We start from the raw sequence: 22,390 nt of genomic DNA, 5'->3' as shown, positions 1-22,390 counted from the left end.
CCGTGCGCCTTCTAGAATCGTCATTACGTTGGGTAACTTTACTAACGCAAATAGTTGTTTTCCAAAGGGCTGAACGTGATAACATGCAACTAATTACACAAATGTAAATGCAAATTGCGAAAAAGTATAAATGCCAAACAGTTCACGAAAAATCTTCGCCGGTGCCCGCATCCGACTTCTGAGGCAGAGCCTTAATCTGACGCAGGCGATGTTCGCGCAGCAGATTGCAATATCCACAAGTTATTTAAATCAAATAGAAAATAATCAGCGGGCGCTGTCCGGCTCGGTTATTCTAGCATTGGTTGATGCCTTCAACTTTGACCTTACAGAACTCGCGCTTGATGGGGCTGGCAAGGTGTCTGTAGACCTGCAAGAAATTTTGACCGACCCCATTTTTGCAGACAACGAAGTGCTGACACAGGAAATAAAAGTCGCAGCGACAAACGCTCCAAACGTGACAAAGGCCTTTCTTGATCTCTACGCGATGTTCCAAAAGTCACGTGAACAGCTGGGCCGCGTCGACAATGCGCTGAAAGACCGCGAAGCGTCTCTGGCACCCTTGCCCTACGAAGAGGTGCGCGATCACTTTCACTACAATGACAACTATATTGACGAGCTGGACCGCGCAGCCGAGGGCTTTTCGCGGTCACTTGATCGCGGCGGGGCGGACCGGCACGCAGATCTGGTGGACTACCTGAGCAAGACGCATGGCGTGCATGTTGTCCTGCGCAAAGACAAGCCCAGCTCCGGCACCATCCGGTCGTTCGAAACTGCGACGAAGACCCTGTATCTGAATGCGGCATCAACCAAGGCCACGAACCTGTTTCAGCTGGCTTACCAAGTGGGCCTGATCGAACAGAGTAAGCTTGTTGAAAACCTGCTTGATGCGGCGGATTTTCACACCGAGGCTGCGCGTGAGGTTTGTCGTTTGACCTTTGCGAACTATTTTGCAGGTGCAGTTCTTTTACCTTACTCGGATTTCGCAAATGCCGCGAAAGAACAACGGCACGATCTCGAAAAGCTTGCGTTCCAGTTCGATGCAAGCACAGAGCAGGTATGCCATAGACTAAGCACACTACAGCGGGGCGGGAACAGGGGCATACCGTTCTATTTCTTGCGTATTGATCAGGCCGGCAATATCACAAAGCGCCACAGTGCTACCTCCTTACAGTTTACGCGTTTCGGGGGCAGCTGTCCGTTGTGGAACGTACATCATGCGTTTCAATCTCCGGGTGAGATATTGCGTCAACTGGCCATAACACCGGACGGCGTAAAATACCTGTCTCTCGCGTTTGATCAAACCAAACGCGTTGCGGGGTTTAAGTCGCCTGTGCGAAAATACGTGATTGGGCTGGGTTGTGAGATCAAACATGCAGGACATGTCGTCTATGCGGACGATCTAGACTTAACCAATGAGCAGAACTTTGAGCCGATTGGCTCCAGTTGCCGTATTTGTGAGCGTGCAGACTGCTTTCACCGCTCCGTTCCCCCGATTGGAAAAGAGATCAAAATCGATCACAGTACCCGAGGGAGCGTACCATTCAAGATCGAGTGATTTCTGTGCTGGCTAGCGCTTTCATCGAAGGAGAGACATTGTGATAGTGGGCTCTGAACGCCCATTAAGGCACCTCAGCTTTCATATTTACCGTCGCGTATTTCCGCTCAGCCCCACGCGACAGCTTCTATGAGCACCGGCAGCATGGGCGGCTTCCGGTTCTGCGTCGAACCCGGCGTCGCGCTGCTTTATCTGGTCATAGAGCGGGGTCTGAAACTTATGCATGATCCGGTATGGCAGTGAGACAAAGACCATATCGGCCTTTTCCGTGGTCATCCCTGAGGCCACTGCCTCTTCGCTAGACAAGCCACCCCGCCGATAGCCATCGGCGTGTCGGACCGCACGATATGGGTTGAAGGTCGCTGGAGCATCGTCACATCGGCATTCGCCTCCCACAGGGCGGCACAGATGTCATGGGCCGGGTTGTTCGGGCCTACGACCATCATCGTTTTGTTGGTCCATGCCAGAAAAATCCGACATATTGGCTTTGCCTGACATCCTTGTGGCCAGCACAAGCTGTGTGGGCTGCGTCGAATATCCGACATCTGCCGCCTCCGCCTTGCGCTTTTCCGTCCACGATCTTCTGTTTTTGGCGGCGCCATGTTCCTGCCCAATCGGGTGACGCTTGCCCTTGTTTTCCACAAAACGCTTCAATTCCTGAAGCGCAGTCAGAAGCTTCCAGATCCGCTTGGGGTTTCGCCATCCTGAACGGTAAAGTCGCGCAGCGCGGGCCTTGTTCCAGTTGCAGATGTCCAATACCGTTTCGAGATACCGCTCTTGCTCGCGGTGTGTGCGACACTCGGTGTCCGTGACGATGTGGGCAGGATCAATGCGCGTCGAGACCGCGCTGTAAAGCTCGACGCATTGCCGCCGGAAGCGTCCACGTGATAGTTTCAACCAGACGCATGACCGTCCAGAATTTGCATGATCTTCTCGACGTGATGGCGCTCACCATCAGGTCCTTCTCGCGGGTACAATTGTACAATCAAGAGATGCACGCACAATATTCGACCATTGTATGGGGCTTTAGTGATCTCGCATCAGATCGGTTTGCCAGACGTGTACATCAGGCAAATAGACTGGCACCGGTCGTTCGTCACGCACGTTCCGACCGGCAAGAATGGGCCCAAAATTGACCGATCCTGCATTTTGGGTCAACGCAAGGTCTGCGATAATGTTAAGAGCAAACGACCATAACGCCACCGAACGAACCAGTCCGGTTTTTGCTTCGTTATCACTTTGGTTCGGGGGGGTAGGGCAATAGTGCCGGATTCACAGGAACCTTGTCTACGTCCCATTCGTTAACCTACGTACCCTGCAATTTTGCGCCTTGGTGACAGGCCAAATGAGTAGTTTTTTACTTCGAAAATCAGGCGCATTTCGGATCAATGCAGCCTGTTTGATCCGTCGCAATTATATGAAGGCCCAAATATGAGACATATGCCCCTCGCTCTTGCAACGCTGCTTGCCTGTGCAACCACACCCGCCCTCGCGACAAGCGTTTCTCTGCCAACGTCTGCGCTTTCAGTTGTGACCTTGCCAACATTGCAGGACGATCAGATTGTTGAAATAAAAAACGACAAGGATAAGGGCCAAAAGGCAGCTAAAAAGAACAAGCCGAAGAAGGCTAAAAATAACAAAAAGGCGGATAAGGGAAACAAGCAGAAGGCCAAGCAAGTCAATAAATCCCAGAAGCCCGACAAAAATAAGTCTGACAAAAATAACTCCGACAAGATCGAAGCCAAGGTTAAACGGTCGAAAGAAGACCGTGCGCGTATTTCAGATGAAGTTCTGCAGGTGATTGCCCCTCGGGGGCGTGACATGACCGCGTTGCTTGGTGCCGCGCCGCTTGCCTTGTTGGGGTCCCAGATCAACTTCTTCGATGTCTCTGACGAGCAACTCCTGACATATCGCAATTGTCCCCCTGGGCTCGCAAAGAAAGACCCTCCATGCGTTCCTCCCGGTCTTGCCAAACAAGGCGTGACCTATGACGAGTGGGTAGGGTATGACGATGATCGGCTTGATCGAATCTATCTCGAACAGCGCGACCAGTATCTGGGCGCTAACGTGCCTCTTTATGATAACCTGCTGCTCAGCTCGGACCAGATAGCATCGCTATACGGGCTTCGTCCCGCACCATCAGGCAACCGCTATGCTTTGATAGATGGTCAGCCCGTTTTGCTGACCGATAAAGATTACACATCACTTTTGCGGATTAATGATCTGGCGCGGGTCGAAAACCTGCCTGCAGGTCTGCGTGTTGCGCCGACGGCTGCCCTGACGCAGCGCGAATTGCGTCAAGCTTACAAGCTGCCGGAGCTTGAGCCGGGTTATAACTATGCGGTTGTGAATGGTGAACTGGTGACCTTGCACGACAGCGCTTTTGAAACTTTGCAGCTGATCCGCATCGCACGCGCCATATTCTGATGTGATGATACGCCGACTGTCAGAGTAAAGGGGGAGCATGCTTTCCCTTTATTAATATATATATTTGACCTCGCGGCGAACCGTCGTTCTATCCGCGTGTCAATCCGGGACGCATATTTGCAGCAAAACGCACGGAAGCCGACTTTGGGGCAAGTCCAATGCGCTGACGCATTTGTCATTAATGAGACATTGGTTAGCTTGTTGATGGAGGTCCGCTCTTGCGGCCTTATTTACATCACCCACCCTCGCGGGTCGAAGTGTTGCGCTATCACGTCCAGAACGGTCGGGCGCAGGGCGTCGCTACGGGGTCGAGCTGCCCGTCGCGATCGCTGGTTTTACCATATGATTGCAAACGAGGTGCCAACCACAGAAGCAATCGCCAATCCGATTTACGGGGATGTTGCCAGTCACCGACAACGTAGCGATCATTGTCACTCAGGATCGACACCGCCTTGCTCGCACAGACGAAAGCCGTTGTTCCGAGCAATGATGTCGAAGTGCAAGTGATCCGCGTGTGACGCATTCGATCCTGGCCCAAGCACAGTCGAAAATTCCAAACAGGCAGAACCGCGCGTCGCGTCCTGAAAGGCTTCTTCCATTGACCCGTCAGCTTCACGCGGCTGCACAGCAATGCGAGAGCCATCTGCAAATCGGAACGCCATCAAATCGAATGCATTCCCGAATGCATGCTCTGACAGCTTTCCATCGGGAAGGTTGTTACGGCGGCGGCAAACATAACCGGATCCGTTTTCCATAGCGGTCAACTCGCCGCGTGCAGAGAGGCGTGTACTTGCAGGTAAAACAAAATCTTGTGTCCACCTGCCGAGGGCGCGTGCCGTATCGCAACGAACTGTAGCCGGTGGCAGGATCTCGATATCAGACGCGACGTGGGTGATGGTGAGCGGCCTCAAGACACCGCAGTCCTTGTCGCCGTCCGGTATAATCGGGGCAACTTCGGTATACTGAACACCCAATTCATCTAAATCTGCGAGACACCTAGCGTACTCTTGATCACTGACGCGCAACTGATCGCGCATCCCCGGCGCAACATCACCGCTTTCCGAAGTACTGTTTTCGGTGCTGGGCGAAGACGGTGCATCAGCTTCGGTTAATGCACCGCTAACCTTGGGAAGCTTTGAGGTTTCCGGTGCCAACTCTTGCGCCTCAAGCGGAAGAGCCATCGCAAGAGTTAGCAGACAGGCTCTGATCATTCCACAAATTCCACTATGACCCCGGGACTGACAAGATACGCCAACTCTTCGATATCCCAGTTTGTGAAGCGTACGCATCCGTGGCTTGCCGCGCTGAACAACTCTGACGGGGTATCGGTGCCATGCAGCCCATAGGTCGGTTTCGACAGATCAAGCCACACGGAGCCAACCGGACCATTCGGGCCCGGGGGCAGGGTCAGGTCTTCTTTCACGCCATCTGCAGTGAAATTGACATCGGGCCGGTAACTGTAGGTGGGGTCCATTGCGATGGCTGTAATCTCGACAGAGCCGTCGGGCGACGGCGTCTGATCCGAACCGATCGCTACGGGATAATTCACAATCATATTCCCGTCTTGGTCAAACGCGACGGCACGGCGATCCGATTTTCGGATTTCGATGCGTGCGACTTCTTGTGACATCTTTTCGCCTGCGTCGACGACGGTGATCGTAGCGCCTTCGGCAAAGTCAGATTCAGGATTGAGTTGTTTCAAAAAGTCCTCATCCATGTGGAACCGTTCGGCGAGGCTTTCGGTCACGCTGGTATAGCCAAGCTTATCCATCGCCGCTTTCTCGGCGACGTTATCTGGAATTTTATCTGTAAGATCGGCCGCGTCTTCGGGCGTGATCGTATATTTCATCAGGATTGGGGCGGCAGCCTGTCCGCCCAGAATTGACCAAACTTCACTGTCCAAAATTCCATCGACCTTCAATCCCTCACGGGCCTCGAACCCGCGCAAGGCGCTCTCGCTCATCCCTCCTTTGTACCCGTCGATCACACCAGGTGAGATACCCGATCGATCAAGCAGGACCTGCAGTTTCACAACTATCCCTGATTGACCCGAGGGCAGTTCGCCTCCGGCATATTGGGCATCCTCAACGTCTGTCGGTGTCAAAGCAAATGCCGAAGTTGAAAGACAGGTTGCTACTGCTGCAAATAAAATACGCATGAATTCTCCATTGATTTCACTTGTTAACGCGCAAGGCAGCCATTTCGTTCAGAAAATCACAATGATAGGGCTGTTGACTTACGGGCATTTGCCGAGCCGTGGTCGTCGACCGCAAAATTCAGCTGATACATCGCGCTGCGAGGCAGTGTCTGAAGCCAGCGCTTGATCTTGTTTGACTGCTTGCAGTGAAGGAACCCAAGTCGAATGGCTGGTACAGGTTGTAGCTGGGTTGGCCTCGTTCGCATGAATTTCATGACGTAGAGGCTTCAGTGGTAAGAAACCGAGCCATAAACACCTGATCCAAGATGCGCAGTTTTTTCAGTATACGAAGGTATACTGTCGACGTTTTCGGATGGGTCGGCTATGAGAGGGAAAATCCCGTCTCAAGGAGTTTCCTATGTCCGATATCATTTACACCAAAGTCGACGAAGCGCCGGAACTGGCTTCAGCCTCATTCCTGCCAATTATCCAGAAGTTTGCAGCCGCCGCAGGCGTGTCTGTCGGCACAAAAGATATCAGCCTTGCAGGCCGAATCCTTGCCACTTTCCCTGAACATCTGGACGAGGCACAGCGCCAGTCGGATGATCTGGCCGAACTCGGGCGTTTGGTGAAAACGGCTGATGCAAACGTCATCAAGTTGCCGAACATTTCGGCATCGGTGCCGCAGCTTGTCGCCGCTATCAAAGAGCTTCAATCACAAGGATTTGCGCTGCCGGACTACCCCGAGGCGCCTGAAACGGACGCTGAAAAAGAAGTGCGTGCCAAATATGATGGCATCAAGGGGTCTGCTGTGAACCCTGTTTTGCGCGAAGGTAACTCTGATCGCCGCGCCGCCAAAGCCGTAAAGAGCTTTGCACAGAACAACCCGCACCGGATGGGTGATTGGGTTGCTGACAGCAAAACCCATGTGTCAGCTATGTCGGGGGGCGATTTCTTTTCGAACGAAGTTTCCGCAACCCTGGACAAAGACACCACCGCGAAAATCGTGCTGACAACGGATGCAGGTGAAACAGTTCTCAAGGATGGCATTGCCTATCCCGCTGGCACTGTCGTCGATGCCACATTCATGAGCGCGGCAGCGCTGCAGGATTTCCTTGCGAGCGAGATCGAGAAAACGAAAGCCGAAGGCACGCTTTTCTCGCTGCACATGAAGGCAACCATGATGAAGGTCTCTGACCCGATCATTTTTGGTCACGCCGTAAAAGCGTTTCTAGCACCTGTGTTTGAAAAGCACGGCGATGCGATGCGCGATCTTGGCGTGAACCCGAACTCCGGTCTGGGTGATTTGCTGGCCCGCGTGAAAGACGATGCCGCCATTATGGCTGATATTGAAGCCTGCATGGCCTCACGTCCGCCAATGTATATGGTCGATTCAGACAAGGGCATCACCAACCTGCATGTCTCTTCCGATGTGATTATCGATGCGTCTATGCCTGCTCTGATCCGCGCCGGCGGTAAGGGCTGGGGACCGGATGGCAAGGAATCCGACACCAACTGCGTGATCCCGGATAATTCCTATGCGCCCGTTTATGACGAGACCATCAAGTTTTTCAAAGAGAACGGTAAGCTGAACCCGGCCACAGCGGGCACTGTCCAGAACGTTGGCCTGATGGCGCAAAAAGCCGAAGAATATGGCTCGCACCCGACCACATTTGAGATCGGCCAAGCAGGCACCGTCAAGATGATCCTTGAGGACGGCACTGTCTTGCATGAGCACAAAGTCGAGGCAGGCGATATCTGGCGGTCGGCCTCTGCGCGCAAAGCGCCGATCGAAGACTGGGTGAACCTTGCAATTGACCGTCAGAAAGCCGAAGGCTGCCGCGCTATTTTCTGGCTGGACGAGAACCGCGCCCATGATGCCGAGCTGATCGCTTATGTGAAGCCGATCCTCGAGGCCAAAGGTGTTGCTGACAAGTTCGAAATTATGGCACCGCGCGAGGCCACCCGCGCGTCCTTTGAAACGATCACAAAAGGCGAGAACACAATTGCGATTACAGGCAATGTGCTGCGCGACTACCTGACAGACCTCTTCCCGATCCTCGAATTGGCGACATCCGCCAAGATGCTGTCTATCGTCAAGTTGATGAACGGCGGCGGGTTGTTTGAAACCGGTGCGGGTGGCTCTGCGCCCAAGCACGTGCAGCAGCTTCAGGAAGAAAACCACCTGCGGTGGGACAGTCTGGGTGAATTCTGCGCGCTTGGTGAAAGCCTGACGTTCCTTGCAGATAGCAAAGGCAACGAGAAAGCCCGTGTTTTGGGGCAGGCCGTAGATGCAGCGACCCAAGGTATTCTGGACAACGGCCATTCACCATCACGCAAAGTGGGTGAGCCGGACAACCGCAACAGCCACTACTGGTTCGCCCGCTACTGGGCCGAAGCCTTGGCCGGACAATCCAGCGATGCGGAGCTTGCAGCACATTTCGCCCCCATTGCAGAGGCTCTGGCCGCGAACGAAGACGCGATCCTTGCCGAACTTGCAGCAGTTCAGGGGCAGGCGGCCGATCTTGGCGGGTATTTCCACACGGATGCGGCTAAAACAGCTGCCGTTATGCGCCCGTCAGAAACGCTGAACAAAATCATCGGGTAATTTATCCGAATAAACAATTGGGCCGCGCTTCAGATCGAATGCGCGGCCCTTTCTATTTTCAGGCCCGCCACCAGCATTCAGCGGTTCCGCCTGATCAACATCTGCCTTCGATTTGAATCGCGGTGAATGGCATATTTCTATGCAACCGGCCTCCACCGACAGCGGACAATCCGGTACTGTGTCTGTCAATTGATATGCATCAATCAGATTACCGCGTACCGGCGTTAATCGTTGCTGGAAAGCAATGAGGTAACGCAATGACCACTGACGCCAAAGAGCATCACAAAACCTTTATAAATATCCCAGAAGCGGTCGGTGTCTTCGACAGTTTTGAGACACTCCAGGCCGCGATATATGACCTGCGCATGTCGGGTTTTAGCCGGGGGGACATCAGCCTGCTGGGCGACAAAAAAGCGATGGAGGAGAAGCTTGGCTCGGCCTACTGGCACGCGTCCGAGTTGGAGGACAATCCTGAAGCTCCCCGCGCGGCATTTGTGTCAGAAGAGGCCATGGGCGAATTCGAAGGTGCCATCGCGGGCGGGTTCTTTTTTCTTGGATCGGCTATCGCAATGACGGCGATGCTGACCCCGTTAAGTACGTTGGCGTCCTCAATTGCCGCGATTGCAATTGGTGGCGGTCCTGCCGGTGTTCTGGGCATCTTGCTGGCCCGCCGTGCAGATCAGCACCACAGAGCCTATTATACGGATCAGATCAAGAAGGGCGGTATCTTGCTTTGGGTCCGGACGGCAGACAAAGCTAAGGAAGAGCTTGCGGTAAAGATCCTCAAGGGACACTCGGGGCGGGATGTGCATGTCCATGGCTGGAGTGAATGATGCCTGCCAAGGCCAAAGTGTGAAATATCGGCCCTGAGCGGGCAAGGGATTCCCGTGACGCAGTCTCTCAATCCCTTCGGGAACCGGTAAACCACCGCAGCAATCTGACTGGCAGCCGTTTCACAATTTAGCGGCTGCCTTCTGCTTCAACCTCGCGGCTATAGCAGGGTACCACCAGCCTCATGGTGCACATAAAGCTGTGCCATTGCCGCCGATGCCAGCCGTGAAAGCACGCCATCTGCCCTGCTGGTCAAAACGATGGGGATACGTGCCCCCAGAACGACGCCAGCCGCATCCGCGCCAGCCAGATAGATCAACTGTTTTGCGATCATGTTGCCTGCTTCAAGGTCAGGAACGATCAGAATGTCCGCCTGTCCAGCGACTTCAGATTGGATCCCTTTTGTTTCTGCCGCCGCTTTGGAAATTGCATTGTCAAAGGCCAAAGGACCGTCCAGCATACCGCCTGTGATTTGCCCGCGATCTGCCATCTTGCACAGGCCCGCCGCATCCAGCGTCGAAGGGATAGTGGGGGTTACCGTCTCAACCGCAGAAAGCAAAGCAACGCGCGGCATGTCGATCCCAAGGGCCAGCGCCAAATCAATCGCGTTCTGCACAATGTCGCGTTTGACCTGCAAATCAGGAAAGATGTTGATCGCGGCATCACTGATCAACAGCGGCTTGGGATAGTTCGGGACATCAAGGATAAAGACATGGCTCATGCGCCGTTCAGTGCGCAGGCCGGTTGCTTTGTCGACCACAGGCTTCAGCAATTCATCTGTGTGGATTTTCCCTTTCATTAACATCTGAACCTTACCCGCACGCGCCACTGCCACAGCCGTTTCAGCTGCTGCATGGCTATGCGGTACGTCAATTATTTCGATGTTGTCGAGATTGCCGCCGAACTCGGCCGCTGCCGCTTTGATCTTGGCTGTCGGGCCAATCAGCACCGGAATGATCATACCCTGCAGACCCGCCTGCAACGCACCTTCAAGGGATAGTGCATCGCAAGGGTGCACAACGGCAGTTCGGACAGGAGGCAATTCGTATGTTGCCTTGATCAGTTCGTTGAAACGGGCGCCGCTTTCATGCAGATGCACATCAGGCAATTGGGTGCGCGGTCTGTGAACTTTGACCGTGGGGGCAATCACTTTTGCCTCACCCTCAATCACGGGATCGCCGTCTTGATTGATGCACACGCAATTCAGTATCACATGATGATGCTTTTCGTCTTTTTGTAAGACAGTCACCCGAATGGTGATTGTGTCGCCCAAGCCGACAGGGCGCAGGAAATTGAAGTTCTGGTTCAGATAGATCGTGCCCGGACCCGGAAGTTCGGTGCCCAGAACGGCGGATATTAACGCACCGCCCCACATGCCATGCGCGATGACTTTGTGGAACATGTCCGAACTGGCGTATTCATCATCGACATGGGCGGGGTTTACGTCACCCGACATTACCGCAAAAAGTTCGATATCCTCAGATTTCAATGTCCGGGTCAGCTCCGCGCTGTCACCAACGTTGATCTCATCAAAAGTCTTGTTTTCAATAAACTGCATAGAGGGGCCTTTAAGGGAAGTCGGCGATTGGTGTTGCCGATAATTGACTGGCAATGGTCTGGTGATCTTTGATCTTTTGATCACTGCACGCAACCTAGTGAATCGGTCTGGCACACCAATACTTGCAGCGTTTTCAGAGGCGATGCCACGACATTAGGGATCGGAAGCTTTGGATTTCTCGAATGTGGCTGTATGACAAGAAAATACTTGATGTTTAACGTGCGCCTGTGGCCTCTTGCTGTACGATCCCCATCAAATCCATACGTCTGCCAAGAATGCTTGAACCCTGTACCGACAGATGGCCGGAATCCCGATAGACGCTGATGGTTTCCAAAGCAGTCTTGCAGATGCCGCCCTCACACAGGAAATCATCAAACCAGACAACGGGAATTTCGTTTTCCACGTCCTTGAGGATCGCTGTGATCGCGCGATTGCGATCAGTCTGGTCGGTTTCGGCAAAGTCGCAAGCGTTTGAAGGCAATCCCATGACGCGCTGTGATATAAAGCAGCGGCCCAAGCTTACCCCGTTCTGCGGTGGCGGGGACACAAGCACGACCGACTTGCCGCGCTGCCGCAGGTATGTCGAAGTGCTTAGCAGGTTGCGAACAAGCGTCCGGTGTATGGCCTCGGGCGCGACCATTGTGCCGTTGCGCAGATACAGATCCTCTTGGACCGGCATATAGGCAGAGCCCAGAATGACCGTGTTGATGTGGTCGCTGTTTGCGATCCATTTTAAAGCATCATCGTTGAACGCCATGCAGTCCTTCCAATATGTGTCATCGACTTTGACAACCAAACCGGGGAAGGGGCCACAGGAACTGACCGTCAATTGGACAAAGTCCAGCTTTGTCGGACTGGCAACCAAAGCAGGCGCCAAATGCATGGCATAACTGTCGCCCCAGAGTGCGATGGGTGGGCGGGGGCTGGTGCGGCAAGTGTCTACAAGGACAAGCTCTTCGTCTACACAGTCAAATCCCAGCCCCGGATTGGGGGCAAGGTTTTCTTCCATCGCGGCCATATCTGCAAAGGATTCACCCGCAGGCGTTTGGCGCGTCGGCACACCGTTCTGAAGATAAACGCCGGTGCCAAATGCGATCAATGCACCAAGGGCGATGCCGGACATCGCAAATATGCGCCCCCGCGAGAACGAAAACGATGACGTGGCGCGAAAGGGCTGTTCGATGAACTTCCAGCTGATCCAGGACAGCACAAAGGTAGCGATGATAAGCGTTGCCAAAAACCACCCGTGAGGCTCTTCCACATAGCGGATGCGGGCAAAGGCAAAGATCGGATGATGCCAAAGATAGGCGCTGTAGCTTAATATCCCGATCCGGACAAAAGGATTCAAGCTGAGCAATTTTGCGATCATCGACCCTTCGCGCGCAAAAAGAATGGTCAGGGCAGCGCCACCTGTCGGCAACAGCGTCCAGAGGCTGGGGTTTGGTGTCGCGGACGTGAACAGGCCGATGGATAGTGCGATAAGAACCACGCCTGTCGCGGCTCCGATATTGCTGGTCGGGATGTCATGGTTCTCTAGAAGATAGGCGCATATCGATCCGGCCAGAATTTCCCAAAACCGCATGGGCGAAAGGTAAAAGCTGGCTGACGGCTCTGTCTGGGTAAGCCACTGAGCCAAGCCGAGGCTGCATAGAAAAACAAGGATGAAGAACGGCAATACCCATCTTTGGCGCCAGCGCCAGATGACGTAAAGGAGCGGCGGAAATATGATGTAATACTGCTCTTCAACGGCAAGGCTCCAGGTGTGAAGCATCGGCTTCAGCTCTGCTGCCGCGTTGAAATAACCGGTTTCCTGCCAGAACAGGATGTTAGACGCAAAGAATGCGACACTGACCAAGCTTGCTGCGAAGTCTTCGAGTTGCGAGGGTAGCATCCATGCCCAAGCGAAGGGCAGGCAGCACAAGATGACGAAGAACAGCGCGGGCAATATGCGGCGCGCACGCCGTTCGTAAAACCTGAGCATCGAAAAGCTGTTCTGCTCCAGATCATTCATGAGGATCGTGGTGATCAGGTACCCGCTGATCACGAAAAAGATGTCAACGCCGACAAAGCCGCCCGAAAAGCCGGGGACAGCTCCGTGAAAGAGAATGACTGGCATAACGGCCAAAGCCCGCAGGCCATCAATTTCCGGACGGTATTTCATTGTGCGATGACTTTATATGTTTTGGTTAAATCAGGCCGTTCTGGCGGGGCGGGTACCGAAACAGTCAATAGTTCCGGCTGGAAATCAGCCCCGAGCATCTCGGCCCTTCAAGGCGAAATAGCAAGACGAAGCGGGGAAATGCTACAGATACTCCCTTTTTGTTGATATGCTGGCGGTCAAATACCGTGCACGGTGCCGGACCGTTTGGCGCGCGATTATAATTATAGATATATAAGTTGGCAAAGTTTGACCTGCATCAATCGCCTTTGCCGGGGAACGTGTATCCTGTAGTGGGCAATATAGAGGACCCTGATAATGTTTAGTGTTTCGAAACCATCAGTTGACCGCATAGACATCGAGCTATCCGGCCAGTTAGACGCAGAGGAAATGGGCGTCGCTCTAGACAAGCTTATCGAGGTGTCTGCAGGCATGAAGGAGGGCAAGTTACTCTATAAAATTGCCGACTTCGAAATGCCGACATTGGGTGCGATGGCTGTAGAGCTTGGGAAAATGCCACAGTTGTACAGCGTAGCCTCTGCCTTCGACCGATGCGCGGTGCTGTGTGATACTGCATGGATACGCACAGCGGCAGAGTTCGAGGGGGCGATAATTCCTGCACTCACAATCAAAAGCTTTGCACTTTCCGACGAAAAAGCTGCGATAGAATGGCTTGAAACTGCTGATGATGACGAGGACTTGGAAAACTTTCCTGTTTAGATCAGCGGGCAGGGCATTTCTGTTGGATGTAGTTTCGTGCAACCGTGCTATTGGACACTATGGCCGGGGCGTATCGCCCCGTTTATCCGGCTTCGTGATCGCTGTTGAACGGCGATCGGTTTGCTGTCTAATACATCATACGATTTCAAGGAATGAACCATGACGTCCCTTATGTCTACGCTGCGCCACCTCGGTCTTGTTCTTGCCCTGTTGCTCCCCAACGCACTCGTTGCGGCGACCCTTGATCAGTTTGAAGGGTCCTATGTAGGGGAGGCCGAGTTCATCTTTGAAGGTGAGACGCAGCGGCGAGACATGAGTACCAAGATCGAGGTGACCAAGAAGGGATTTGTGCTGACTTGGACATCCGTAAGTTACAAAGTGTCCGGTAAAAAGAAGAGCAAGACTTACTCCGTCCGGTTCATTCCGAGCAGCCGTGACAATATCTACGAATCAGCGATGAAAAAGGATTTGTTTGGTAAGGATCGTCCCCTTGACCCTTTGAAAGGCGAACCCTTTGTCTGGGCACGGCTAGAGGGCGATACCCTGTCGGTGTTTTCTTTGTTTATCAACTCGGTTGGTGAATATGAGGTTCAGGAATTTCACCGCACTTTGGTGGAAGAGGGGTTGGACCTGGTTTTCTTGCGGATACACAGCAAGGCAACAGAGAAAGAGATCAGGACAACGTTGTATCGCGTGGAGTAAGGCCTGCCTTACCGGCCCGATGTCGGCTTTTTACGTTCCAGACTATACGCAGCTGCATCGCGCCATAAAATCCCCCTAGCCGGAAAAATCATCGGAACTATGCAGCCCTGCGGCCGAAGAGATTTTTGGCTACAAAGCTGTTGATGTGATCGGCCCATTAGGTCGGATTGTGTGGCAAGTCAGGGGCCGGTTCAATTGGAAGCCTAACACGCGGACGGATCGATATTTCCCGTCGAACTGGCTGTTCTGTCTGTGGTCACAGCAAACGAGACACGTATATCCGAAACATGTCGACAGCCCAAGCGGTACGTCTGCAAAACAAGATACCTCTCTGGGTTTTGGCTGGCGCAAGACTGGATCTATTCAGACTGTAACCGCCAACCCACCTGTTCGGAAGTGGCAGGTCAGGGGCGATTTGTGACCACTAGGCACGGCGGCCAGACTATCCGGAAGGATACCGCGCGCACCATTTGCGATGGTCGCCTGTCCTGTGGCGTCCGAGACAGCAGCGCATCTTTTCAGGTAGCTTTGGGTTAGATCAACGAAAGCTTCTGACATGCACTTCTCATATAAAGCCGGATACCTTGCTGACGCTGCTTTCGCATTTACATCTGCGCCTGTTTTGATGGGTGCAAACCAACCGCTCTGCGCTGATTTGTTAACTCCGCCCTCCAATGTGCTGATGTGACAGACTTCTCACCTGTCATGACGGACTTCTCAATCATCATTGCCCGCTGCAACTCTGTCGAGGCCCTCCAGGCGACGATTTGCAGCATACAGGCCAAGACCTGCGGTGATTGGGAAGTCATCTGTGTGGATGACGGATTAACGGATACGGCATTGGAATTGCTTCACCATGAAGCAGCCAAAGATCCGCGCATCCGGGTGGTGCAGAAAATCGGCAAGGATATCAGTTGCGCGCGTAATTTTGCGGCGCTGATCTATTCCGGTGGCGACGTGCTGTTGGTTTGCGACGCGTGTGACATACGGGACCCGCAAAATCCGAGCCATATGGCGGCGTATTTTCAGGATAGCAATATCGCTGCTGACTTACGCGCGGTGCTACGCAGCAGGAAGGCCGCGCTGCGTATCCCTGCGTGGTTCGGGCATATACCAAGCAGGCACTCCGAGGCCGTCTTTTTACGCCAACCCAGTCCAAAAGCCTTGCAGCTTGGCCCCAAACATATGTTGCCATTGACCCTGGTGGTTCAAGGACTGCTACGGAGCCCGACCGGTTTCTTCAGCCCAACAAATCAATGCTTTGGCACGCTGATCAAAGCGTTCCGGGTTCGGATACTTCCCGACCGTGTTTGCCATGCGCTGTTTGCTCTTTAGTCTTCCATCAAGGTAGTCCCCATGCCGATCGCTTCTATTATTGTTCCCGCATTTAATGCGGCGAAAACACTGCAAGAGACACTGACCTCGCTGCAATCCCAGACCTTTATCGACTTTGAAATTATCGTCGTCGACGATGGCTCGACTGATGCAACGCCGATCTTGTTGAAGGACTATGCGCAGGATCCCGAGATACGGGTAGTCACCCAACACCACCGTGGCCTGTCGAGCGCGCGGAACTATGGTATTTCTGTCGCGCGCGGAGAGTATATCGGTTTTTGCAACGCAGATGAAACGTGGCTGCCGGAAAAGCTCGCCACTCATGTGGCGCACCTGCAAGATTACCGTGATGTCGGCGTCAGCTATTCCGGATCGGCAATAGTAGACGAACGCGGCGCCCTGTTGGGTATCTCGAAACATCCGCTTCTTTGCAACCTCACGCTCGCGCAGGTGTTTAAGCTAAATCCGGTTGGCAATGGCTCTGGACCGGTGATCCGCAGAGCGGTGTTTGATGCGATCGCTTACCGTCCTGCAACTGAAGTGACACGTGATTGGTATTTCGATGAAACCTTCCAGCAGTGCGAAGATGTCGAATGCTGGTTACGCATTGCGCTGACCACCTCTTGGCGGTTTGAGGGGATCGCGGGCGAGTTGACCCACAATAGGGTTCATGCAAGCGGTCTGTCTGCGATGATCGGCCAGCAGTTGGCCTCTTGGGATCGGATGGTGCGTAAACTGACCCCATTTGCGCCAGCGTTCTTTCACGCCCACAGCAAATCTGCCCGCGCCTACCTGCTGCGACGGATGGCGCACCGTGCCATTTTGGCAAAGGACAGGGCCTGCGCACTAGATATGTTGTCACAATCGGTCACGCAGTCCTGGAAGCCGCTGTGGGAGGAACCGCGCAACACGATAAAGATGATAAGCGCGGCGATGTTGCTGCGGATGGCACGCTCAGGGGTAGTGAACCAAGTGACAAGACGCTCGAACGTAAATCGGTAGAAAAAAGCCCTGCGTGCTGTGCGTAGGTGTAAAATAAGGAAGCGGACCTTGATGGAGGCGCTGAACTGAACGCCCGAATGGCATATCGCCGCAAATCGGGAAACCGTTCTGCTTTATGCGGTTGAATGTATCATGTGTTCCAACCCCCTAAGTTGACAGGTGGCATCGTAAAACCCATGTCCCGACCTGAACGGTTAAGGGGACTGACATGCTGCTTGAACAATATGACTGGGGACTGGACGCCCGAACGCTACAGGTTTTGTTTGCGTTGGTGCTGGGCGCTGTACTGGGCGCTGCGGCGCAAATCACGCGGTTTTGCCTGCGCAGGGCCGTAGCGGGGGAGCCTTCCGAGCGCGGCCCTGCCGGTGCGATCTGGTTGACGGCGCTTGCAACCGCGATTGTCAGCTTTCTGATTGCTTCTGGCGCAGGGTTTGTTGACCTTCAGGATCACCGCTATGCCAGCCCGTCTATCCCGATCGTTGCGATTTTGATTGGTGGTCTGGCCTTCGGGGCAGGGATGATCCTGACGCGGGGCTGTGCCTCGCGGCTGACGGTTTTGGCGGCCACGGGAAACCTGCGCGCGGTCATGGTCCTTGCTGTGTTTGCGATCACGGCGCATGCGACGTTGAAAGGTGTTCTGGCACCTGTGCGTACGTCATTGGGTGCGCTGACGGCCGAACTGCCCTTTGGCAATCTTTACGCTGTGCCGTTCGCCGCTGTGGTTGTGGCTATTGTCGCGGTCGCTGCTGCGGGTCTTTTGATCCAGCGGCATCGCCCAAAAGCCGGTCTTGTTGTTCTGGGTGCGGTGATCGGTCTGGTGCCTGTGTTGGGCTGGGCCACAACCAGCGTTTTGCTGTTTGACGAATTCGATCCACTTGAAATCCAGTCTGCGGCCTTCACCCTGCCTTGGTCTGACACTCTGTTCTGGGTGCTGGCGTCAAGTGCTGTGCCGGCGGGCTTTGGCACGGGCCTTATCGGCGGCGTTTTGCTTGGAAGCTTTGTCAGCGCTCTGCTGCGTAATGAGCTGAAGATCGAAAGCTTTGAGAATGCGCAGCAGATGGGCCGGTATCTTTCGGGTGCCATGTTGATGGGCGTGGGCGGCGTATTGGCCGGTGGCTGCACCATCGGCGCAGGTCTAAGCGGTAGCGCATCGCTGAGCATCGCGGCCCTGTTGGCGCTTGCCAGCATTTTGACGGGTGCGGTCGTCGCGAACCGCCTCACCACGCGCGCGCCTGCAGCGCTTGCTGCCCATTAAGCGGTGAAACTGCTTGCGAAGGCAGTTGGTATGCCTAAGGGTGCGGTCGATCAGCAAAGGAGACCGCCCCATGATAATCTACGGATTAAGCACCTGCGCCCAGTGCCAGAAGGCGCAAAAAGCGCTTGAGGCACAGGGCGACAAAGTCGAATTCCGCGATATTCGCGCCGATCCTTTAAGCGAGGCGGAGCTGGCAGAGCTGATCGTGGAATTCGGCGACCGTTTGGTTGACCGCAGCTCTAACGACTACAGGGCACTGAACAACTGGCTCAAGAACTCGGAAGCGGAAGCACAAATTGCCGCAAAGCCCAAGGTGATGGCCCGCCCCGTGATCCGTGACGGTGCGGATTTCTATCTGGGCTGGGATGATGTGGTTCAAAAAGCCCTGCTAAAAGACTGAAGGTCCGACACCGCCCAGCCGTCTGTTGAAAGATCGTCGTTCTGACGCTGCGTGACGCACCCGTTTTCATGCCCGAATACGCATGGACACTGCCTGTGTTCTTTGGCTTATTTTCGCCAGCGCACAGGGGGAGGCTCTGATACGGCGCGGGGAGACTGTTCATGACCTTTGATTATGTGATTGTCGGTGGCGGATCTGGCGGGGCAACACTTGCCGCGCGGCTAAGCGAAGATCCAACCGTCAGCGTCTGTCTGCTGGAAGCGGGCGGAGCCGGTGATCACATGTTGATCCGTGCGCCTGCCGCAGTGGTCGCGATGTTGCCGGGGTGGGGCAAGATTTCCAATTGGGCCTTCACTACTGTTCCACAAAAAGGCCTGAACGGGCGCCAGGGATACCAACCGCGTGGCAAGGCGCTGGGCGGATCAAGCGCGATCAATGCGATGCTATATGTCCGGGGTCACCGTGCGGATTATGACGGATGGGCCCAGAACGGTTGCACGGGGTGGGATTGGGACGCGGTCTTGCCCTATTTCCGCACTTCGGAAAACCACGAAGACGGCGAGGCCGCGCTGCATGGCGGCTCGGGCCCATTGCAAGTCTCTCACCAGAAATCACCGCGCCCGATCACCCGCGCCTTTATTGAGGCCGCTGGCCGGTTGCAGCACCGTGAAGTAGACGATTTCAACACGGGCGATAATGAAGGTGTCGGCCTTTATCAGGTTACGCAGTTCCACGATGCCGAACGCAACGGCGAGCGATGCTCGGTCGCGGCGGGATACCTGCATCCGGTCATGTCGCGCGACAACCTGACTGTGATCACCCGTGCACACGCGACGCGGCTATCCCTGGAGGGAAAGCGCGCCACAGGTGTGCATTACCGCCAAGGCAAGAATGACAAGCATGTAGGCGCCAAGCGTGAAGTTATCCTTTGCGGGGGGGCGTTCAATTCCCCTCAGTTGCTACAGTTGTCGGGGATCGGACGCGCGCAAGACATCACACCCCATGGCATCGAGTTGGTGCATGAACTGTCGGGGGTAGGGCAGAACCTTCAGGATCACCTCGACTTCACGCTGGGATACAAATCCAAAGACACCGATAATTTCGGCATCGGCCTGCGCGGCACAGTGAATCTTGTCAAACATATCCTTGAGTGGCGCAAGACGGGACGCGGTATGCTGGCCACGCCCTTTGCCGAAGGCGCTGCATTTCTTAAAACCGATCCGGCGCAGGATCGCCCTGACATCCAGATACACTTTGTGATTTCGGTTGTGGACGATCACGCCCGCAGATTGCATCCGGGTTATGGCTATAGTTGCCATGTTTGCGTTCTGCGCCCGAAATCGCGCGGCACCGTTTCACTGGCCTCGGCTGATCCGATGGCAGCCCCGGCGATTGATCCCAACTATCTGGCCGAAGATGCGGACCTTGCGACCCTCATCAAAGGCGCGAAGATGTCGCGCGATATCATGAAGACCCCGCCAATGGCTGCCTATGAACACAAAGAACTGTTCGGCGTACGCGACGGTTTGACCGATGCCGGATGGGAACAGATCATTCGCGACCGGGCAGATACAATCTATCATCCCGTTGGCACATGCAAAATGGGGGTAGATGATATGTCTGTCGTTGACCCGCAATTGCGCGTGCACGGAATGCAGGGGCTGCGCGTGGTTGACGCGTCAGTCATGCCGACAATCATCAGCGGCAATACCAACGCTCCGACGATCATGATCGCGGAACGCGCTGCCGATTTCATCAAGGCAGATGCGGCACGGCCGCAAGCTGCAGAATAACTACTTACAGGAGAGACCCCAATGCTTGGACAAATGATGCACATGCCGCTGACAATAGGCAGCTTGATCGACCACGCCGCCCGTTTTCACACCAAGGGCGAGATCGTCTCGGTCGAGACCTCCGGCGGACTGGAACACACGAATTGGGGGCAGGTTGGCGCGAACGCACGGCGGCTGGCCTCTGCTTTGCGCAAGCTTGGTCTGGAAGAAGGCGCGCGGTGCGGCACGATCGCATGGAACAACCGGCGCCATCTTGAAATCTACTTTGGTGTCGCTGGAGGTGGCTTTGTCTGCCACACGATCAATCCGCGCATGGGGCCAGAGCAGATGGTCTATGTGATCAACCACGCCGAGGATCAGGTTCTGTTCATCGACGCAACATTTGTGCCCGCAGCGGGCCAGCTTGCGCCAGCGTTGAAGCATACAAAACACATCGTCATGATGGGCCCGCGTGACGAAGCCGCCGCAAAGGCCGTCCCCGGCCTCAAGTTCTTTGACGAACTGTTGGAAACCGGCGACGCGTCAGAGCCTTGGCCGGAGCTGGACGAAAACGCCGCTTCAAGCCTGTGTTACACATCTGGCACCACCGGCGACCCCAAGGGCGTGTTGTATTCACACCGCTCCACCGTGCTGCATTCCATCGCGGGTAACCAGCCGGACGGGCTGAACATTTCGGCGATGGATACTGTGCTGCCTGTTGTCCCGATGTTTCACGTAAACGCTTGGGGCGTGCCCTATGTTGCGGCAGTTACGGGATGTAAGCTGGTACTGCCGGGGCCGAAACTTGATGGCAAAAGCCTTGTGAACCTTATTGACGAGACCGAAGTCACACTGGCGCTGGGCGTCCCGACGATCTGGATGGGGCTGTTGGCTGCTCTTAAGGAAACGGGCAGCAAGATACCTTCCATGACACGCACAGTGGTTGGCGGTTCCGCTTTGCCGCCGTCCATGATTCCGAAGTTTGCCGAATACGGTGTCGATCTGGTGCACGCATGGGGCATGACAGAAACCTCACCGCTTGGTTCCATGAACCAGCTGTTGCAGCGTCACACAAAACTGTCGGCCGACGAGCAGGCAGAGATCAGGTTGGGGCAGGGCCGCCCGCCATTCGGTGTTGATTTGCGCGTGGTGGATGAAGACGGCAAGGTGCTGCCGCATGACGGGACATCACAAGGTGATCTGCAAATTCGTGGACCGTGGATCGTGGATACATATTTTGGCAAGGACGCGCCCGCGCTCACGGCTGATGGCTGGTTTGACACCGGCGATGTCGCCACGATTGATGACGAAGGCTTTATGGTCATTCGCGACCGATCAAAGGACATCATCAAATCCGGTGGCGAGTGGATTTCCACTGTGACACTTGAAAATATCGCCATCTCGCATCCTGCGATTGCCAACGCGGCGGCCATCGCCGCCTTGCACGAGAAATGGGACGAACGCCCTGTACTGGTGGCAATCAAGGCAGGCGACGTGACCGAGGACGCGCTGCGCGAGTTCTACAAAGGCAAAGTGGAAAGCTGGCAGATCCCCGACCGCGTGATCTTCGTTGACGAACTGCCGATTGGTTCAACCGGTAAGGTTCAGAAGAACAAACTGCGTGAGCAATTCGGCAAAGTGTTGCTTGACGCTTGATCCAGTCCAACGATTTCCGGCGCTGCGTAACACCACGCAGCGCCGGAAAATGACGTGCGTAGTCTTCGAGGAATGCTGTCGCATTGGTACTGCTTGGATCGATTGTTAATTCAGGTGAAGAAACAAAATCCACACCAATGAATCTCAGCGCTGCATTCCTGCCAGCTAAGGCCGAATCGCGATGCCTTTTTTGCCCATTTTATGTCCACATAAAGGAAATGCCTTCTTGTACTGTATCCATTACGGAAACGATGCGCTTTTGGGACTGATGACT

18 protein-coding genes and 1 pseudogene are annotated in these 22,390 nt (G+C 54.6%); 12 read left to right on the top strand and 7 right to left on the bottom strand.

Annotated elements, in window-relative coordinates; translation table 11 throughout:
• The first annotated feature begins 130 nt into the window (after positions 1-130).
• Entirely contained in the window at positions 131-1,555 is a 1,425-nt protein-coding gene (locus K3757_RS11225) for a short-chain fatty acyl-CoA regulator family protein (RefSeq protein WP_259995596.1), read from the top strand.
• A 147-nt stretch (positions 1,556-1,702) separates the two neighbouring features.
• Here K3757_RS11225 and K3757_RS19115 read toward each other — a convergent pair.
• Positions 1,703-2,242, bottom strand: a pseudogene (locus tag K3757_RS19115) (hypothetical protein); the annotation flags it as partial.
• Between the two features lie 744 nt (positions 2,243-2,986).
• Between K3757_RS19115 and K3757_RS11210 the strand changes: the two are divergent.
• Positions 2,987-3,982: a transketolase gene (locus K3757_RS11210; protein WP_259995592.1), complete on the top strand. Its 996-nt coding sequence runs from the start codon at positions 2,987-2,989 to the stop codon at positions 3,980-3,982.
• Positions 3,983-4,413: 431 nt separating this feature from the next.
• Here the strand turns inward: K3757_RS11210 and K3757_RS11205 are convergent, their stop codons facing one another.
• A complete protein-coding gene (locus tag K3757_RS11205) occupies positions 4,414-5,193 on the bottom strand; it encodes an extensin family protein (RefSeq protein ID WP_259995590.1) in 780 nt (259 codons plus the stop codon).
• Entirely contained in the window at positions 5,190-6,140 is a 951-nt protein-coding gene (locus tag K3757_RS11200; protein WP_259995588.1) for a L,D-transpeptidase, read from the bottom strand. The genes K3757_RS11205 and K3757_RS11200 overlap by 4 nt, the downstream gene beginning before the upstream one ends.
• 397 nt (positions 6,141-6,537) lie before the next feature.
• Between K3757_RS11200 and K3757_RS11195 the strand changes: the two genes are divergently transcribed.
• Positions 6,538-8,727, top strand: a complete 2,190-nt coding sequence (locus tag K3757_RS11195) for an NADP-dependent isocitrate dehydrogenase (protein WP_259995587.1) — start codon at positions 6,538-6,540, stop codon at positions 8,725-8,727.
• Here the strand turns inward: K3757_RS11195 and K3757_RS11190 are convergent.
• Positions 8,698-8,985 carry a hypothetical protein gene (locus K3757_RS11190; protein WP_259995586.1) on the bottom strand — a complete coding sequence of 96 codons (288 nt, stop codon included), beginning with the start codon at positions 8,983-8,985 and terminating at the stop codon, positions 8,698-8,700. The genes K3757_RS11195 and K3757_RS11190 overlap by 30 nt on opposite strands.
• On the opposite strand from K3757_RS11190, the gene K3757_RS11185 reads away from it, so the two are divergent.
• Entirely contained in the window at positions 8,985-9,560 is a 576-nt protein-coding gene (locus K3757_RS11185) for a hypothetical protein (RefSeq protein WP_259995584.1), read from the top strand. The genes K3757_RS11190 and K3757_RS11185 overlap by 1 nt on opposite strands.
• Positions 9,561-9,718: 158 nt before the next feature.
• On the opposite strand, the gene K3757_RS11180 is transcribed toward K3757_RS11185, so the two are convergent.
• Entirely contained in the window at positions 9,719-11,116 is a 1,398-nt protein-coding gene (locus tag K3757_RS11180) for a bifunctional enoyl-CoA hydratase/phosphate acetyltransferase (protein ID WP_259995583.1), read from the bottom strand.
• Positions 11,117-11,330: 214 nt separating this feature from the next.
• Positions 11,331-13,277 carry an acyltransferase family protein gene (locus K3757_RS11175; RefSeq protein ID WP_259995582.1) on the bottom strand — a complete coding sequence of 649 codons (1,947 nt, stop codon included), beginning with the start codon at positions 13,275-13,277 and terminating at the stop codon, positions 11,331-11,333.
• A 315-nt stretch (positions 13,278-13,592) separates the two neighbouring features.
• Here K3757_RS11175 and K3757_RS11170 point away from each other — a divergent pair, with 315 nt between their 5' ends.
• Positions 13,593-13,994 carry an STAS/SEC14 domain-containing protein gene (locus tag K3757_RS11170; protein ID WP_259995581.1) on the top strand — a complete coding sequence of 134 codons (402 nt, stop codon included), beginning with the start codon at positions 13,593-13,595 and terminating at the stop codon, positions 13,992-13,994.
• A gap of 159 nt (positions 13,995-14,153) precedes the next feature.
• Entirely contained in the window at positions 14,154-14,696 is a 543-nt protein-coding gene (locus K3757_RS11165) for a hypothetical protein (RefSeq protein WP_259995580.1), read from the top strand.
• 363 nt (positions 14,697-15,059) lie between these two features.
• On the opposite strand, the gene K3757_RS11160 is transcribed toward K3757_RS11165, so the two are convergent.
• A complete protein-coding gene (locus K3757_RS11160) occupies positions 15,060-15,254 on the bottom strand; it encodes a hypothetical protein (protein WP_259995579.1) in 195 nt (64 codons plus the stop codon).
• 147 nt (positions 15,255-15,401) lie between these two features.
• Between K3757_RS11160 and K3757_RS11155 the strand changes: the two genes are divergently transcribed.
• The 6 genes from K3757_RS11155 (at position 15,402) to K3757_RS11130 (ending at position 22,116) form a co-directional block, all read left to right on the top strand.
• Positions 15,402-16,031 (top strand): glycosyltransferase, encoded by a 630-nt coding sequence (locus K3757_RS11155; RefSeq protein WP_260001238.1) that lies wholly within the window; start codon positions 15,402-15,404, stop codon positions 16,029-16,031.
• 21 nt (positions 16,032-16,052) lie between these two features.
• Positions 16,053-17,033 (top strand): glycosyltransferase family 2 protein, encoded by a 981-nt coding sequence (locus tag K3757_RS11150; protein WP_259995578.1) that lies wholly within the window; start codon positions 16,053-16,055, stop codon positions 17,031-17,033.
• Between the two features lie 208 nt (positions 17,034-17,241).
• Positions 17,242-18,288, top strand: a complete 1,047-nt coding sequence (locus K3757_RS11145; RefSeq protein ID WP_259995577.1) for a YeeE/YedE family protein — start codon at positions 17,242-17,244, stop codon at positions 18,286-18,288.
• Between the two features lie 70 nt (positions 18,289-18,358).
• On the top strand, positions 18,359-18,688 hold the full coding sequence (locus K3757_RS11140) for an arsenate reductase family protein (RefSeq protein WP_259995576.1): 330 nt from the start codon (positions 18,359-18,361) through the stop codon (positions 18,686-18,688).
• A 161-nt stretch (positions 18,689-18,849) separates the two neighbouring features.
• The gene (locus K3757_RS11135) at positions 18,850-20,481 is read left to right on the top strand and encodes a GMC family oxidoreductase (RefSeq protein ID WP_259995574.1); all 1,632 of its coding nucleotides are present in this window, start codon (positions 18,850-18,852) and stop codon (positions 20,479-20,481) included.
• Between the two features lie 21 nt (positions 20,482-20,502).
• Entirely contained in the window at positions 20,503-22,116 is a 1,614-nt protein-coding gene (locus K3757_RS11130) for a long-chain fatty acid--CoA ligase (RefSeq protein ID WP_259995573.1), read from the top strand.
• The last annotated feature ends 274 nt before the right edge of the window (positions 22,117-22,390 follow it).

This window comes from Sulfitobacter sp. S223, from assembly GCF_025143825.1.
Lineage (GTDB): Bacteria > Pseudomonadota > Alphaproteobacteria > Rhodobacterales > Rhodobacteraceae > Sulfitobacter.
This window is presented reverse-complemented; position numbering and strand designations above follow the sequence as displayed.